The following is a 15,735-nucleotide window of genomic DNA, read 5'->3' as shown; positions in this document are numbered from 1 at the left end:
CTTACCCCAGAGTTGACCCTGTCAGCACCGTCACCGCACGGCGGTTCTTGGCGTAGCAGTCCTCGGTGCTGCAAATCTCGATCGGGCGTTCCTTGCCGTAGCTGACTGTTTTAAGACGGTTACCCGCCACCCCGCGGGAAATCAGATACTCGCGCGCGGCATTTGCGCGCTTTGCGCCCAAACCAAGGTTGTACTCCCGCGTACCCTGTTCATCCGCGTGACCTTCTATCGTGGCGACAAAATCGGGGTTAGCCAACAACCACTCTGCCTGCCCCTGCAGAACGGTTTGTGCCTGCGGTGTAAGGGTCGACTGATCAACAGCGAAAAGGACACGGTCGCCAACTGTTTGCTGGAAATACGCCGGCGAACGTGGGTCGCTTGGCGAACCCGGCACGATAGCGCCAGTGCCACCTGCGCCACCGCCCCCCAAAGCGGAAGGGTCGTTATTTGAACAGGCGGCAATCACACTCAGCGCGCCCAGCGCCAGAACTTTGCTCAATACGTTCATTTCAAGTGCCTCGTGTTTTGTTTATTGCCGCCTGTCTACCACAGGCGCGATTCGTTGTGAACTTTGCTGCGATCAATTCTGCAACGGGCCCCATGACGGGTCGCTGCCACCATCCGGAGTGCGCACCGGGCGCAGATTTCGGCCCGATATATCCACTGAATATAGCGAGGCCCGACCGCTTGCCCCCTGCGTTTCGCGGGTGAACATGATAACGCGTCCATTGGGCGACCAGGTGGGACCTTCATCCAGGAACGAAGCAGTCAGCAACCGTTCTTCCGACCCGTCCGTGCGCATGACGCCAATGTGGAACCGGCCTTTGTTTTGCTTGGTAAAGGCGATTAAATCGCCGCGCGGCGACCAAACCGGGGTGCCATAACGCCCCGCGCCAAAGCTGATCCGCGTTGCCTCACCCCCATTTGCAGGCATCACATAAAGCTGCGGTGTGCCCGACCGGTCGCTTTCAAAAACGATGCGGCTGCCATCCGGAGAATAGCTGGGCGCTGTTTCAATCGCGGGCGTGTTGGTCAGGCGTGTACTTTGACCCGAGGCCAGATCCATCTTCCACAAATCCGTGTTACCGCCCTGAATCAGCGAATACACAATGGACCGACCATCGGGCGAGAAACGGGGCGAGAAGCTCATGGTGCCGTCCTGAGTCTTGAGTTCTTGCCGTTTCACGCGCCCCACATCCAGAACATAGATGCGCGGGCTGCCGCTTTCGTAGCTGGTATACAGCAACCGGTCGCCCGTGGGCGAAAAGCGCGGCGCCAAAACGATGGCGGAACTGTCGGTCAGGTATTGTACATTTGCGCCGTCGTAATCCATGATCGCCAACCGCTTGAGGCGTTGATCCTTGGGTCCGCTTTCCGACACAAAGGCCACGCGGCTGTCGAAATACCCTCCTTCACCTGTGATCCGGCTATAGACCTGATCGGCAACCTTGTGCGCCATGCGGCGCCAGCCCTCGGTTGTACCTGCCAGTTGCAGGCCGGTGCCCAGTTCCTGACCCGAGAACACATCCCAGACACGGAACCGGACCGTCAATCGTTTCCCCGAAACATTGACTGCCCCAGTAACCAACGCATCAGCATTAATCGCTTTCCAGTCAGCGAACTGAACCGGCGCTTCAAAACTGCTAACCCGACTGATGAACGCATCCGACGAGATTTCGCGAAACAGACCTGTTCCGGTCAGATCCGCTGCCACCACGCGCGAAATATCCTGCGCATATTGCGCGGCCGAAGGGCCATCGGGCACGAAATTGGGAACCGCAAAGGGCAAGGGCTCGATTATGCCTTGGTCCAATTCCAGCCGCAGGGGGCCGTTTTGTGCGTAAACCGGCGCGGACATCAATGTCAGGCCGACAAAGAGGCTGGTCAGAAGTTTCATCATTTGATCCGCATCCTCTCGGGATTGAATGTAATCTCAACATCCTGCCACTGAGCGTATTTGTCAGCAGGCAAGTCATATCCTTTGGCTCCACAGCGCAAAATCGCGCGTCGCGCGGCCTGGTATGCCTGATTGGCGGCACCGGCAGACCCGCCAGAGCTGTCCAGCATCCGAATACTGCCGCCTACAACTGTACCATCACGGTTCAGCGAAAACGCAACCACGACCACCGTTTTCAGCGCATCCGTAGACAGTGAACCTACGTTCCAACACCTGGATACAGCCAGTCGCATTGCATCTTTCTCACCGCTGGTGAGCGGCGGGCCCGAGGGCTCGGTGCCAGCACCCAGAGCTTCAGCCAAGGCATCGTTTATCGCAGTCTCGTCTGTCTGCGTTTCGGGTTCCGGGGTCGTCTCGGGCGTTTCAGCAACTTCCGGTTCCGGCGGCGGGCTGGGCCGATTGGGGCGTGTGCGCGGGCGGGGTGAACTGAGCAGGGGTTCCTTGGTTTCTTCCGCCTCGGTCACAATCTCTGGCGCGGCCTCTTCCGGGGCGGTTTGATCTTGCTGTTCCTGCTGCACCTCAGCGCCCTCATCCAAGGACACCGGAGGCGTTTCAAACTCATCCGGCGTTGCCTCGGGCGGTGGCGGCGCAATCGCCTCGGGCGCAACGCGATCGGCGGGGCGCGGCTGCGCTTCTGGTTCGGGCTGCACGGGCTGTGCAACGGTTTCAACCTCAGGCTCGGCCAATGAAGGCGGCTCCTCCGGAAGCTCGGGCTCGGGCGGGGCTTCAACGATAACGGGCGCGGGTTCAGGGTCGGGTTCAGCAGGCGCCACGGGTTCGGGGCGCGGCTGTTGCTCAACCACCGGTTCCGGCGGGCTGGTTTCCGCCTGCTCAGGGTCGGGCGGTTGTTGCAAAGCGGCAGGCACTTCGGAGACGTCGGGCGCGTCGCGCTGCGCGGTCATAGCCGCGAATTGTTCAGCGGTGATCACGGAAACATCCTGGACAGCCATCGGCAACGGCTCGGACCGAAAGGTGCCGCCAAAAAGTGCGACGCCAATCAGGCTGACATGCGCAATCGCCGAAATCTTGGTGCCGGTATCCACCGTGCGACCTCACTCTCCACCTTCATCCAGCGTTGGCCCGCCCGTATCGGTTACAAGGCCAACGTTAGAAAACCCGCCCGCATTCAGCGCGCCCATGACCTGCATCACCTGTGCATATGGAATCGCACCATCAGCGCGCAGGAACACACGGTCACTGCTCCGCTCTGCCGCAATCGCGCGCAGCTTGCCAATCAACTCTTCGCGCAAGACATCAGTCGTCTGGATTTGCACGCGCCCATCTGCGGTGAGCGTCACGGTCAATGGTTCCTCGTTGTCACCGGGCAAAGCGCTTGCCGCGGTCTTAGGCAGATCGACAGGAACACCCACGGTCAGCAGCGGTGCCGCGACCATGAATATGATCAGCAACACCAGCATCACGTCCACAAACGGCGTCACGTTGATCTCGGCCATGGGTTGAGCGCGCCCGCGACGCCGTCCGCGTCTGCGCCCGTTACCAACCGAAGATTGCTGAACCGCCGCGCCCATGGTCAGCTGTCCAACTGACGCGACAGAATGGTGGCGAACTCATCGGCAAAAGCTTCGTAGCCACCAACAATCCGGTCACTATCCGCGCTAAGCTTGTTATAGAAAATAACCGCAGGGATCGCGGCCAACAAACCCAGGCCCGTCGCCAACAGCGCTTCGGCGATACCGGGGGCGACAACGGCCAGATTGGTGTTCTGCTGCTCGGCAATCTCGATAAAGGCATTCATGATGCCCCATACGGTACCGAACAGGCCAATAAACGGCGCGGTTGATCCCACCGTGGCCAAAATGGGCAACCCTTTCTGCAAGGTCTCTGCCTCTTTTGCGATGGCAACATCCATCGATCGGTCGATCCGCGCAGTTGCACCGGCGATCAGCCCACCATCATTTCGGTGCGACCTTCGCCATTCGATCATGCCTGCGGCAAAGATCTTTTCAGAACTGCCGTCCGGTTGCGCTCCGATCTGCTCAAACAGCTCATCCAAAGGGTTGCCCGACCAAAAGCTTTCATCAAACACCTGCGCCTCACGACGTGCGGCCCGATAGTTGATCAGCTTTTGGATGATAATGCCCCAGGACCAGATCGATGCACCGATCAGCATCAACATCACCAATTTGACGATAAAGGTCGCGCGGGCATACAGCCCCCACATGGAGAAATCGATCTCCTGCGCCAGCGCCAGCGTTTCAGCTTCCATGAACCTGCTCTTTGTTTTTGCCTGACGGCCGTTTGTTTGGCCTTGTTTTGCCAAACGCTAACGCAATTGGGGTTGAAAAGCCAATAGAACCACCCTTGGCCCGCAAATTGTTACATCAATGCGCGAATCTCTGCCGGAAGGCGGATCGGCTTGCCTTCCTTGTTGATGCACACAGCCGTAACTGAAGCGCGAAAAATCTCGGTTTCCCCCCGCCGAACCAACTGCGCCATCGTCAGGCGCACGCCGGAAATCTCAGTCACTTCGGTTTCAACGATCAACTCGTCATCAAACTTGGCAGGCGAAAGGTAATCGGCCTCAACGCGCCGCACGACCCAAACAATGCCCTCGTCCCGCATGGCATTCTGATCATTGCCCAGATTGCGCACCCAGTCCGAGCGGGCACGCTCAATGTACCGCAGATAATTCGCGTGATAGACAACACCGCCCATGTCGGTGTCTTCATAGTAAACGCGAACCGGGTACACGTGTTTCATTGTGGCAGCTCCAGCCGGGCAAACAGCCTGAGTGCATGAGACGCATCCTGCGCCGCCCCAGGCAGGACCGGATCATAGGCGGCCCGGATCAATGCAGCAATGTCAGGGCGCAGGATCGTTGCCTCACCGGCGACAGCCAGCGGTGATTGCGTGCGAAACGCAGTATCGGACCAAAGCAAGACGGTCTGCACCACCTGGCTAAGGGCAAGCGTTTCCGCCGGAACCTTGGACAATTCCTTGTCCATACGCAGGAACACAAACGCCGCACGGATTGCGCCATCTTCTTCGAACCGGAATATTCGATACTGATTGGCATCCGCAGCCACCAGGCGTTCCACCAAAGGCCCAAGGTCCGGGACCAGCCGATCAAGATCAGGCACTTCCAGCAGTTCTTGCCAGTCGCGAAAAAAGAAGACCATGCAATTGGCACCAAGCTCGGGATCGGTCTCGGCCATCTTATGCCCAGCCAAAGTTACAACGGCTTCGAACGCGCCCTTGACGGTCACCAGCGTCTCGTCTTCGACACCAAACACGATTGGCACGATGGGACGTCCCCAACGCGCAAACAGGAACTCACCGCTTTCGCGTGTAAACAGCGCCTCAATTTCTTCTGGTGTCACACCCAGTCCTTCTTCTTGTTTCAAATACGGCCGCCGGAGGCACAAAACCCTGATCGCACCGCTTCAACCAAACAGATCGCTCTGCCGCTTCGGCGCAGTCATGCCCAAATGAGTCCACGCCTTCTGCGCCAACATCCGTCCACGCGGGGTTCGTTGAATCAAACCTTGCTGCAACAAGAAGGGTTCGATCACTTCTTCCAGCGAGTCGCGGCTTTCTGACAAGGCTGCCGACATTGTTTCAATACCGACCGGGCCGCCCCCATAGTTTTCGGCGATCAGTTTTAGATACCGGCGGTCCGCCCCATCAAGCCCCAGGTGGTCCACACCCAGCCGCGTTAAGGCTCCGTCCGCCAGTTCGCGTGTTATCCGACCGTCGCCTTCAACGATGGCAAAATCCACAACCCGCCGCAGCAACCGCCCCGCAATCCGAGGGGTGCCACGTGACCTGCGCGCAATCTCGCGCGCGCCGTCATCATCTGCCGGAGCCCCCAGCTTTCGCGCGTTGCGCGTAACGATCTCGTGCAATTCATCGACTGTGTAGAACTGCAATCGCGTCGGGATACCGAAACGGTCGCGCAAAGGGGTTGTCAGCAAACCCATTCGGGTCGTGGCCCCCACCAGCGTGAACGGCTGCAATTCGATCCGCACGGTTCTGGCCGCAGGCCCTTCGCCGATCACCAGATCCAGCTCAAAATCTTCCATCGCGGGATACAGCACCTCTTCCACCGCCGGATTCAAACGGTGGATTTCATCGATGAACAGAACATCGCGCGCTTCCAGATTGGTCAGGATCGCCGCCAGATCGCCAGCTTTGGCCAGAACCGGGCCGGAGGTCATACGAAAGTTGACACCCAACTCACGCGCCATGATTTGTGCCAGGGTTGTTTTCCCCAATCCCGGCGGGCCATGGAACAAGGTATGATCCATCGCCTCGCCCCGTTGCTTGGCGGATTGAATAAATATACGCAGGTTGGCCCGCGCCTCGGCCTGACCGATGAACTCGTTCAGCCCTTGCGGACGCAATGCACGATCGTTGTCCTCGGGCAGAGGATCCGGGCGCAGGGTGGGATCAGCATCTACCATTTAACTACCCTTTCGGAGCCAACAATCTGAGCGCGGCGCGGATCAGATCAGCCTCGCCCGCTTCAGGTTGGCTTGCCGCCGCCTCGGCCACGGCTGCTGCCGCGTCAGACGGTCCATATCCAAGATTGGCCAGTGCCGACAATGCACCGGCGGATGCCGCAGCAGCCCCCGATGGCGGTTTCGATGACCGTTTTGGAGCGGGCGCGGGTTCGGCCAGTTCCACTACCTCAAGCGCGGGCCCATCCAGCGCCTCGGCGACCGTCCCGCCCATGGCCATGACCCCCGGCGCTTTATCCTTGAGGTCCAGCACAATCCGCTGCGCCGTTTTCGGCCCTACGCCTTTGGCCGCTTTGACGGCGCCCCAATCGCCCAATGCAATAGCGCGGCTCACGCCATCCGGCCCTAAGGCGCTGAGGATGGCCAAAGACACTTTTGCGCCAACGCCCTGAACCGAACACAAAAGGCGATGCCATTCCTTCTCGACCAACGAGAGAAACCCGTAAAGCTGCATCAGATCTTCGCGCACGACCATGTCGGTATAGATCGAGACTGCCTCGCCGACGCCCGGCAACGCCGCCAAAGTCCGGTCGGAACAATAGACGATATAGCCAACGCCTCGCACATCGATCAGAACGTGATCTGCTGCGCGATAGTCCAGCCGCCCTGTCAGTTTGCCAATCATGCCCGCACCTCTTTCACACGCTCCTGTTGTGTCTTTCCGTAATAGGCGTGGCAGATGGCAATCGCCAGCGCATCTGCAGCGTCAGCTCCTTTTGGCAAACATCCCGGCAGTTGCAACTTGACCATGTGGATGACCTGCTCTTTCTCGGCATGGCCCACGCCAACCACCGTCTTCTTGACCCGATTGGGAGCATATTCGCCCACCGGCAATCCAGCCTGCGCCAATGTCAGCAACGCAACGCCCCGCGCCTGACCCAGCTTAAGCGTCCCTGCCCCATCCTTGTTCACAAATGTCTGTTCGATGGCGGCCTGATCCGGGCGGTGATCGGCAATCACTTCGACAATCTGGTTGTGCAGCGACAACAGGCGCTCACCCAGATCGTCCCCATCTGATTTGCATAACCCATTGGCTACATGGCTCAGACGGCTGCCATTTGATTCGATGACGCCCCATCCCAGGGTCCTAAGCCCCGGATCAATGCCTAGAATTCGCATGTTGTGCCTCGGCCTGCTCGGGTTTTGTGATCTTTTTTCAACGCCTAGCACGAAGCGTGAACATTTTCCAAGCGAATTGGCCCAAAGTCTGAAAACGACACCTATATCTCAGCCGCGACCCAGAGGCAGATTTACGACCCGAAAAAGGTCTGAAAACGGCACCTTTGTTAACGCAAATTTACCAATAAATTAAGGGGGTTTCAGCATTTCAGAGCATTGCAAAAAATGCATAGGACACATGCAAAAACTGAACTTGTGCACGCGAATTGGCAGCACTAGATGCCGCTCAGATCGCAAGATTGAAAAGTGAACACAAACCAGAAGGAAACAGGATATGGCTGCACTGGACACTACCCGCATCGCCACCACTGGCTCGTTCGGCCTCGTTGGCCGTATCGGCGTATTTTTCGTATCGGCCGTGAACGCCGCAATCGAATGGAATGACGCCCGCGTAACCCGCAACGCGCTGATCATTCTGAGCGACCGCGAACTGGAAGACATCGGCCTGTGCCGTGGCGACATTGACGCCATCGCCGAGGGCCGTCGGTAACTCCGGCAACCACTCACGCGCCCCAATCTCCTCCCTCGAGTGGGGCAAAGACAAACACCGCGCGCATTACGGCACGCGGTGTTTATTTTTTTCATGTTTCGAGATCAGAAGAGAATCTTGTTCATTTGCTGAGACAGCGCCTGCGACACAGGATCAATTTGCATCACCCATGCCCCTGCCTGTTCGACCTTGGTGCCTTCGTTCAAGCTGTCTATTCTATATTGGTATCCGGAGGGGCCAAGGTGTGACAGAAGGAACGCCTTGAACACAAAGAACGCGACAAGCGTGAACAGCAGGACCCTTACCGGCACGGCCGAACTGATTCGTTGCGGTCTCATGACAACCAGGCCATCTTTGCGCATCGTTGCGCGATAGCCCCGGCTCATCTTCTGATGCTTCTTGTTCAGGCGATTAACGCGCTGAGTGAACTCCAGTTGTTTACCCGTCATGGCAGCCTCCAAAAAACCGCCCCCCTCGACTTTGATCAGAAAACGGTAATTAGAGATTGCGACAAAAGCGTGGCAAAATTCCACAAAACTCCTGCAAATGGCCTAATTCGCGCCCTGTTTGGTTAAGATTAGGGTCGTCCATTCACCAATCTCACCTCTATGAGCAAGATTGAACGCGTTTTGTGAATAAACTGAAACCACATCATCGGCCTGTTCGTTAAGGATTCCCGACAGGATCGCATACCCTCCTGGGCGCAGATTCGCGGAGATTTCAGGCGATAACGCCACCAGCGGACCCTTCAGAATATTGGCAAAGATCAGATCATACGGGGCGTGTGCCTTTAGGTCAGGATGATCGAAGCCAGCGGCTTCCACGCATTTCACCGCATCGGACATACCGTTTGCCTTCAGGTTCGCCTCGGCCACGTCAACGGCGACTTCGTCGATATCGCTGGCAATGATTTCGCCATCCCAGACCCGAGCGGCAGCCATGGCCAAAACGGCCGTACCGCAGCCAATATCGGCCACTTTTGACGCAGCAAATCCTTCGTCCAACAAGCGATCCAGCGCTTTCAAGCAACCCAATGTTGTGCCGTGATGCCCAGTGCCAAAGGCCATTGCAGCTTCGATAAGCAACGGAATGCGGCCTTCGGGCAGCTTGTCGGCATCATGGCTGCCGTAGACGAAAAACCGACCGGCTTCGACTGGTGCAAGCTCGCGACGCACATGTGCGACCCAATCTGTTTCAGGCAATTCCGAGACGACAAACGGCTTCGCTTCAAACGCCGCTGCCAGTACCGCCAGTGCAGTCTCGTCCGGGGCTTCGGTGAAATAGCCGCCCACTTCCCACAGGCCCGAACCGTCCTCAACCTCGAACACACCAACACCGGTGGGTTCCGGCTCCAAACGCTCCATGGCTTCGCCCAGACCTTCGGCGGCCTTCTTACCTGTCAGCGTAGTCAGCGCGGTGAATGTGGGCATCTGGGCCTCCTGTCTCAGTTGGCACAGCGCCTAGGACGCCGTGCCGCCAAGGTCAATCCGTCCGGCCTATTCCGCAGGCGCCGGAGCGTATTTGGTCAGGATTGTCTCATTGCCCGGTTCGGGATGGCGCGGGATCAACAGCGACAACAGAAGTGAAACAATTGCCATAGCCGCCGCCAAACCAAACACTGCGCCCGGCGAAACCACCCACAAAAGCCCCAGCAATGCAGGCAAGAACACAGCGGCGATATGGTTGATCGTGAAAGCCACGGCCGCTGTCGGTGCAATGTCCGCTGGGTCCGCGATTTTCTGAAAATAGGTTTTCAGCGCCAGCGCCAGTGCGAATAGCACATGGTCGATCACATATAGGATCGCAGCCAGCAACACACCCCAGCCAAACCAGTAGATACCGCCATAAGCCGCAAACACGATGGCCAGTCCGGCATATTCGAAGATCAGGGTGCGCCGCTCGCCAAACTTTGCCACAGCTTTGCCCAGCAAAGGCGCGGCCATCATGTTGATCATCAGGTTGATCAGGTAAAGGCTGGTCAGTTCATGCACTTTGAAACCGAACTTTTCGACCATCATGAACCCGGCAAACACAATAAAGATCTGCCGCCGTGCGCCGGCCATGAATTGCAGCGCATAGTAGAGCCAGTACCGGCGACGCAGGATCAGCTTTTTGGTCTGCGGTGTTGGGGCGTCAAACTGAGGATAGGCGATCAGGCTGAACAGGGCCAACAAGACCGTCACGCCGCCTGCGGCCATGAAAACGAAGTTATAGGAAAGATCAAAGCGCTCCCAGGTCAGAACGATCAACCCATAGACCACCGCCGTCGCTGCCGACCCCATCGCAACCAGCCATCCCAGAATTTGCGGCGCGCGATCCTTGGGCAGCCATTGCAGCTGCAGCGACTGATTTACCGTTTCATAGTAGTGAAACCCGATCGAGCTGAACAGGGTCACAAACAACAACCCACCCAAGCTGGGGAACCAGGCAGTTACAGCCGTTGCCACCCCAAGCATCATCAGCGAAATCATCGCCAGAACCTGCTCGCGGATGAAAATGATGACGGCGATCACGCCAATCGCAAGAAAGCCCGGAATTTCACGTACCGTATGCAGCAGGCCAATATCGGCCCCATCAAAATTCGCCACCTCAATGACGAAATTGTTCAGCAGCGCGCTCCACGCATTGAACGCGATGGGCATGGTCATGGCCATCACAAACAAGAGCGTGACAGGACGACGCCAGAACGGAAGGCTCTGCGCCTCGTTAAGGGGCATGGGTTTCAGCATATTGGTCCTCTACGCCCATTTTGGCGCTTTGGCGAGAGGTAAGCCGTTCGCGCACAGCCGACCTGCGCTGATGCAGAAGTCAGTAAAAGCTCTGCGGGTCGATATCGACAGTCAGACGGATGTCCCCTTTCAGACGCAAAGGCGCGATCCAGCGAGCAATCGCGTCCTGAATGGGGGCACCTTTTGGGGCTTTGACCAGCAGGCGCACACGGTGCCGTCCGCGAATACGTGCAATCGGCGCTGGTGCAGGGCCAAAAACTTGCCCCCCCACATCGCGCACAGGGGCATCATTGCGCGCCATCGCGTTTCCGATATCGAAGACAGGGCCGACCTCTGGCCCCGACAGCACGATACCGGCCATGCGCCCATAAGGGGGAACCCCCGCCGCCTGCCGCCCTGCGGCTTCCGCTTTCCAGAACCCTTCTTCGTCGCCAGACAGGATGGCACGTATCACTGGATGTTCTGGTTGGAACGTCTGCAACAACGCCTGCCCCGGCTTATCCGCCCTGCCAGCACGCCCGGCAACCTGCCGCATCAATTGAAACGTCCGTTCCGCCGCGCGCAAATCGGCACCGTGCAGTGACAAGTCCGCATCAATCACACCAACCAATGTGAGTTTGGGAAAGTTATGTCCCTTGGCAACCAACTGAGTGCCGATGATGATATCGGCATCGCCCTCGGCGATCTCTTCGATCTTGGCCTTCAGTGCGCGTGCTGAACCGAAAAGGTCGGAACTCAGCATCGCAATCTTGGCGTCAGGAAAGGTCGCCTCGGCCTCTTCTGCCAGCCGCTCGATCCCCGGCCCAACCGGGGCCAGCTTGCCTTCTACCCCGCAGGACGGGCAGGCATCTGGCATGGGTTTGGTCTCACCGCATTGGTGGCACATAAGGCGTTTCAGGAACCGGTGCTCAACCATTCGCGCGTCACAATGATCGCAGGCGATCTGTTCTCCGCAGGCCCGGCACAGGGTCACGGGAGCATAACCACGTCGGTTGATGAACAGCAGCGATTGTTCACCCTTCTCGATCCGCTGCTGCACCGCCTGTCGCAGGGACGGAGAAATCCATGTCCCGGGCTGCATCTGTTCGACCCGCATGTCGATGGGCTTCATTTCGGGCAGGACCGCCGCGCCAAAGCGCGAGGTCAGATCCGCCCGCTCGTATTTGCCTGCTTCGGCATTGGCCCAGCTTTCCAACGAGGGCGTGGCGCTGGCCAGAATCACCCGCGCACCACAAATGGCCGCACGCAGAACTGCCATATCCCGCGCGCTGTAGTGCACGCCGTCTTCCTGCTTGTAAGAGGTATCGTGTTCCTCATCGACCACCACCAGCCCCAAATCGCGGAACGGTAAAAACAATGCAGATCGCGCGCCCACAACCAACTGCGCATTCCCCTGCCCGACCATTCTCCAGACCCGTCGGCGTTCCGTCATGGTCGCGCCCGAGTGCCACTCGGCAGGTCGTGCACCAAACCGCGCCTCGACACGGGTCAGGAATTCAGCGGTCAGCGCAATTTCCGGCAGCAAGACCAAAGCCTGTCGTCCCATGCGCAGGGCTTCGGCCACTGCCTCCAGATACACTTCGGTCTTGCCCGAACCTGTAACGCCTTTCAGCAATGTCGTGCCATAACCCCCCGTCCGCTGCCCGGCTTGCAATCGGGTCACAGCCGCCGCCTGATCTTCGGTCAGATCTTTCCCGGGCAGGTTCGGATCAAGATGCGGGTACGGCAGATCACGCGGACTGTCCTCCTCCCGGACGGCGCCTTGTTTAACCAACCCTTTGACAACAGAGGAGGTTACACCTGCCTGCTCGGCAAGCTCTTTCAAGGTGAAGGCGAGACCACCATAGTCGCGCAAAACCTCCATCACACGGGATCGCGCATCGGTCATCCGGTCCGGTTCGCCACTGCCAAGACGATAGACCTTGCGCATTGACGGCGGGTCGCCCAACCCCGGCGCACGCGTCGCCAGCCTCAGCATGGCAGGCATCGGCGTCAGCGTGTAGTCGGCCACCTTACCTAGAAAAGCCCGCATTTCTTCACGCATCGGCGCGACTTCGAGTACCCGGATCACAGACCGCGCCTTGTTCAGATCAAACCCGCCCTGTCCCGGGCCCCAGACCACACCCAGAACCTTGCGTGGCCCCAAAGGCACTTCGACAAACGCACCCAGAAAGCACCCGCCTTCAGGCGCTTTGTAATCCAACGTCCGGTCCAGCGGCTGCGTTGTCAGCACCGCAATCAGCTCTCCTTGGTCGAAAAATCCGTTAGCGCTCACAGCATATCCTTAGCAGGGGGTTCCAGCATGGCTCACTTTGAGGTAAAGCCATCCGCGACCAAGGCCAACCCATCAAAGGACTGCCCTCATGAAATTCTTCGTAGACACCGCCGAGATCGACGCCATCGCCGAACTGAACGATCTGGGCATGGTGGACGGTGTGACCACCAACCCTTCGCTGATCCTAAAGTCGGGTCGCGACATTCTGGAAGTAACCAAAGAGATCTGTGATTTGGTCGACGGGCCGGTTTCGGCCGAAGTTGTCGCCACCGAAGCCGATGACATGATCGCCGAAGGCCGCAAGCTGGCCAAAATCGCTCCGAACATCGCAGTGAAAGTGCCGCTGACATGGGCTGGCCTGAAAACCTGCAAAACGCTCAGCGACGAAGGTCAGATGGTCAACGTGACGCTCTGTTTCTCGACCAATCAGGCCATTCTTGCTGCCAAAGCAGGTGCGACTTTCATCTCGCCTTTCATTGGTCGTCTCGACGACATCAACCTCGACGGCATGGATCTGATTGCCGACATCCGTCAGGTCTATGACAATTACGGGTTCGAGACTGAGATCCTTGCCGCCTCGATCCGCACCGTGAACCATGTGACCGACAGCGCCCGCATTGGTGCCGATGTCATCACTGCTCCACCAGCCGTGATCAAGAAGCTGGCCGATCATCCTCTGACCGACAAAGGCCTGGAAACCTTCTTGGCCGATTGGGCCAAGACCGGTCAAAAAATCCTCTGATCTTTAGAATAACTGCGCGGTGCTTTCAGGCACCGCGCCCGACCCAACGGCCCTATGCCTGATTTGTGATCAAGCATGAGGGGCGAGAGCCTCATCGTCACAGCACTCAAGGAAATCCACCTTTGCGTGCATTTTTCCCAAGGCAAAACCGGTCTGGTATGTTATAAGCCGCTCAACAAAAAAAGACCGGACGGGACATGAGCAGCAACCCCAAACTCGAGGATAACCTCCGCGCGGCGATTCTGGCTGAGCCTGACGTCGTGCTGGATGACAAGGACCTGATGCAGGCGCTGGTCAGCGCCAATGAACGCGCACGCGGCGACAATGTGATCGATCTGCGCGGCATCGCCATGCAACGGCTCGAAGCGCGGCTGGACCGGCTGGAAGACACCCACCGGTCTGTCATTGCGGCGGCTTATGAGAACCTGGCAGGCACCAATCAAGTGCATCGTGCGATTCTGCGCCTGTTGGAGCCCGTTGAATTCGAAGATTTCCTACGCGCGCTTGGTGCGGACGTGGCAGATATTTTGCGTGTTGATCACATCACTTTGGTTCTGGAAACAACAGTGGTTCAGGACGATCCAGCCGTCGACAAGCTGGGCGGCGTTCTGACAATTGCCGAACCCGGCTTCATCGACCAGTACCTGACCATTGATCGCGGCGGTCCCGCCCGCGACGTCACTCTGCGCGAGGTCCATCACCCCAACCGCCGCATTTTTGGCGCGCTTGCAGATCAATTGCGCTCCGAAGCCTGCCTGAAGCTTAACCTCGGCCCCGGCCGCCTGCCGGGAATGATTGTCATGGGTGCGCGTGACCCTCGGCATTTCACACCACAGCTCGGCACCGACCTTTTAAGCTTTTTCGCCGGCGTGTTCGAACGCTCGATGCGCCACTGGCTGTCGTGAGCCTGATTTCACCCGCCTGCCGCGATGCGCTGCAGCATTGGCTGGACGGCTTGGGTGCGCTGGCGGGACGGTCCGAGAATACGCAAACCGCCTATCGTGGCGATGTGACCGAGTTCCTGTCGTTCATGACGCTGCACCATGCCAAACGGCAAGGATTGAAAGCACTGGAACGGATCACCGTATCGGACATGCGCGCCTGGATGGCAGATCAACGCAGCGGTGATGTTGGTGCACGATCACTCGCTCGCAAACTCTCGGCCGTCAAAAGCTTTTACCGCTGGCTGGCCGAACGTGAAGGCTTTGAACCCACTGCTGTCTTGTCCACACGCGCACCAAAGTTCACCAAGAAACTGCCCCGCCCTCTGGCCGAAGACGCTGCCCGCGCCATGATCGACACGGTCGAGGTGCAATCCACTTCAGATTGGGTCGCCGCGCGGGACGTGGCAGTGGTGACGTTGCTTTACGGGTGCGGGCTGCGCATATCCGAGGCGTTGTCATTGACCGGTGCTGACGCACCTTTACCTGCAAGCTTGCGTATCATCGGAAAGGGCGACAAAGAGAGGGTCGTTCCCGTTTTGCCCGCTGCTCAGGAAGCCGTCGACCGGTACATGCAGCTGTGCCCTCACCCGCAGGCCCCTGACACACCCTTGTTTCGCGGCGTCCGCGGCGGGGCGTTGAATCCACGTGCGATACAGGGCGTCATGGCGAAAGCCCGGATGCAACTGGGCCTGCCTGCGACCGCAACACCCCACGCCATGCGACACAGCTTTGCCACGCACCTTCTTTCGGCGGGAGGCGACTTGCGCGCCATTCAAGAACTTTTGGGACACGCGTCGCTTTCAACCACACAAGCCTATACTGCCGTAGACACAGCGCGATTGATGGAAGTCTACAACCGCGCGCACCCCAAAGCCTGACACACACATGCATCAAAACCGCGTGGCTTTTGGTTTGCATCTCAGGCGTGCATCAGTCAT

At 58.4% G+C, this 15,735-nt stretch carries 18 protein-coding genes; 4 read left to right on the top strand and 14 right to left on the bottom strand.

Annotation, left to right across the window (positions count from 1 at the left end; genetic code table 11):
• Nucleotide 1: 1 nt before the first annotated feature.
• The 10 genes from pal to ruvC all read right to left on the bottom strand — a co-directional run bounded on the left by pal (nt 2) and on the right by ruvC (nt 7,557).
• Nucleotides 2–508 (bottom strand): peptidoglycan-associated lipoprotein Pal, encoded by a 507-nt coding sequence (gene pal, locus I9187_RS03375; RefSeq protein ID WP_171177962.1) that lies wholly within the window; start codon nt 506–508, stop codon nt 2–4.
• Between the two features lie 72 nt (nt 509–580).
• Entirely contained in the window at nt 581–1,900 is a 1,320-nt protein-coding gene (gene tolB / locus I9187_RS03370; protein WP_171177964.1) for a Tol-Pal system beta propeller repeat protein TolB, read from the bottom strand.
• Nucleotides 1,897–3,000 carry an energy transducer TonB gene (locus I9187_RS03365; RefSeq protein WP_171177967.1) on the bottom strand — a complete coding sequence of 368 codons (1,104 nt, stop codon included), beginning with the start codon at nt 2,998–3,000 and terminating at the stop codon, nt 1,897–1,899. The genes tolB and I9187_RS03365 overlap by 4 nt, the downstream gene beginning before the upstream one ends.
• Before the next feature lie 9 nt (nt 3,001–3,009).
• On the bottom strand, nt 3,010–3,486 hold the full coding sequence (tolR, locus tag I9187_RS03360; RefSeq protein WP_171177969.1) for a protein TolR: 477 nt from the start codon (nt 3,484–3,486) through the stop codon (nt 3,010–3,012).
• Between the two features lie 2 nt (nt 3,487–3,488).
• On the bottom strand, nt 3,489–4,184 hold the full coding sequence (gene tolQ / locus I9187_RS03355; RefSeq protein WP_171177972.1) for a protein TolQ: 696 nt from the start codon (nt 4,182–4,184) through the stop codon (nt 3,489–3,491).
• A 110-nt stretch (nt 4,185–4,294) separates the two neighbouring features.
• The gene (gene ybgC / locus I9187_RS03350; RefSeq protein WP_171177974.1) at nt 4,295–4,678 is read right to left on the bottom strand and encodes a tol-pal system-associated acyl-CoA thioesterase; all 384 of its coding nucleotides are present in this window, start codon (nt 4,676–4,678) and stop codon (nt 4,295–4,297) included.
• Nucleotides 4,675–5,298 carry a hypothetical protein gene (locus I9187_RS03345; protein WP_171178103.1) on the bottom strand — a complete coding sequence of 208 codons (624 nt, stop codon included), beginning with the start codon at nt 5,296–5,298 and terminating at the stop codon, nt 4,675–4,677. Before I9187_RS03345 ends, ybgC begins: the two co-directional genes overlap by 4 nt.
• A gap of 63 nt (nt 5,299–5,361) precedes the next feature.
• The gene (gene ruvB / locus I9187_RS03340; RefSeq protein ID WP_171177976.1) at nt 5,362–6,381 is read right to left on the bottom strand and encodes a Holliday junction branch migration DNA helicase RuvB; all 1,020 of its coding nucleotides are present in this window, start codon (nt 6,379–6,381) and stop codon (nt 5,362–5,364) included.
• Nucleotides 6,382–6,385: 4 nt separating this feature from the next.
• Entirely contained in the window at nt 6,386–7,063 is a 678-nt protein-coding gene (gene ruvA, locus I9187_RS03335) for a Holliday junction branch migration protein RuvA (protein WP_171177978.1), read from the bottom strand.
• Nucleotides 7,060–7,557, bottom strand: coding sequence for a crossover junction endodeoxyribonuclease RuvC (ruvC, locus tag I9187_RS03330; RefSeq protein ID WP_171177980.1), 498 nt, complete (start codon nt 7,555–7,557; stop codon nt 7,060–7,062). Before ruvC ends, ruvA begins: the two co-directional genes overlap by 4 nt.
• Nucleotides 7,558–7,891: 334 nt before the next feature.
• Here ruvC and I9187_RS03325 point away from each other — a divergent pair, with 334 nt between their 5' ends.
• The gene (locus I9187_RS03325) at nt 7,892–8,107 is read left to right on the top strand and encodes a DUF1127 domain-containing protein (protein ID WP_171177983.1); all 216 of its coding nucleotides are present in this window, start codon (nt 7,892–7,894) and stop codon (nt 8,105–8,107) included.
• Nucleotides 8,108–8,211: 104 nt separating this feature from the next.
• Here the strand turns inward: I9187_RS03325 and I9187_RS03320 are convergent, their stop codons facing one another.
• The 4 genes from I9187_RS03320 to I9187_RS03305 all read right to left on the bottom strand — a co-directional run bounded on the left by I9187_RS03320 (nt 8,212) and on the right by I9187_RS03305 (nt 13,111).
• Complete coding sequence (locus I9187_RS03320) at nt 8,212–8,556, bottom strand: hypothetical protein (protein WP_171177986.1); 345 nt, start codon at nt 8,554–8,556, stop codon at nt 8,212–8,214.
• 102 nt (nt 8,557–8,658) lie between these two features.
• Entirely contained in the window at nt 8,659–9,537 is an 879-nt protein-coding gene (locus tag I9187_RS03315; RefSeq protein WP_171177988.1) for a 50S ribosomal protein L11 methyltransferase, read from the bottom strand.
• 66 nt (nt 9,538–9,603) lie between these two features.
• Entirely contained in the window at nt 9,604–10,836 is a 1,233-nt protein-coding gene (locus I9187_RS03310; protein WP_171177990.1) for an MFS transporter, read from the bottom strand.
• Between the two features lie 79 nt (nt 10,837–10,915).
• Nucleotides 10,916–13,111: a primosomal protein N' gene (locus I9187_RS03305; RefSeq protein WP_171177992.1), complete on the bottom strand. Its 2,196-nt coding sequence runs from the start codon at nt 13,109–13,111 to the stop codon at nt 10,916–10,918.
• An 88-nt stretch (nt 13,112–13,199) separates the two neighbouring features.
• On the opposite strand from I9187_RS03305, the gene fsa reads away from it, so the two are divergent.
• The 3 genes from fsa (at nt 13,200) to I9187_RS03290 (ending at nt 15,675) form a co-directional block, all read left to right on the top strand.
• Nucleotides 13,200–13,853: a fructose-6-phosphate aldolase gene (gene fsa / locus I9187_RS03300; protein ID WP_152457215.1), complete on the top strand. Its 654-nt coding sequence runs from the start codon at nt 13,200–13,202 to the stop codon at nt 13,851–13,853.
• 197 nt (nt 13,854–14,050) lie between these two features.
• A complete protein-coding gene (locus I9187_RS03295; protein WP_171177994.1) occupies nt 14,051–14,758 on the top strand; it encodes a DUF484 family protein in 708 nt (235 codons plus the stop codon).
• Nucleotides 14,755–15,675 carry a tyrosine recombinase XerC gene (locus I9187_RS03290; RefSeq protein ID WP_171177996.1) on the top strand — a complete coding sequence of 307 codons (921 nt, stop codon included), beginning with the start codon at nt 14,755–14,757 and terminating at the stop codon, nt 15,673–15,675. Before I9187_RS03295 ends, I9187_RS03290 begins: the two co-directional genes overlap by 4 nt.
• Nucleotides 15,676–15,735: the final 60 nt, after the last annotated feature.

It is taken from the genome of Ruegeria sp. HKCCE4148, assembly GCF_017872495.1.
Taxonomy (GTDB): domain Bacteria; phylum Pseudomonadota; class Alphaproteobacteria; order Rhodobacterales; family Rhodobacteraceae; genus Ruegeria.
Note: the sequence above shows the minus strand (reverse complement) of the source record. Positions and strands in the feature narration are given on the sequence as shown.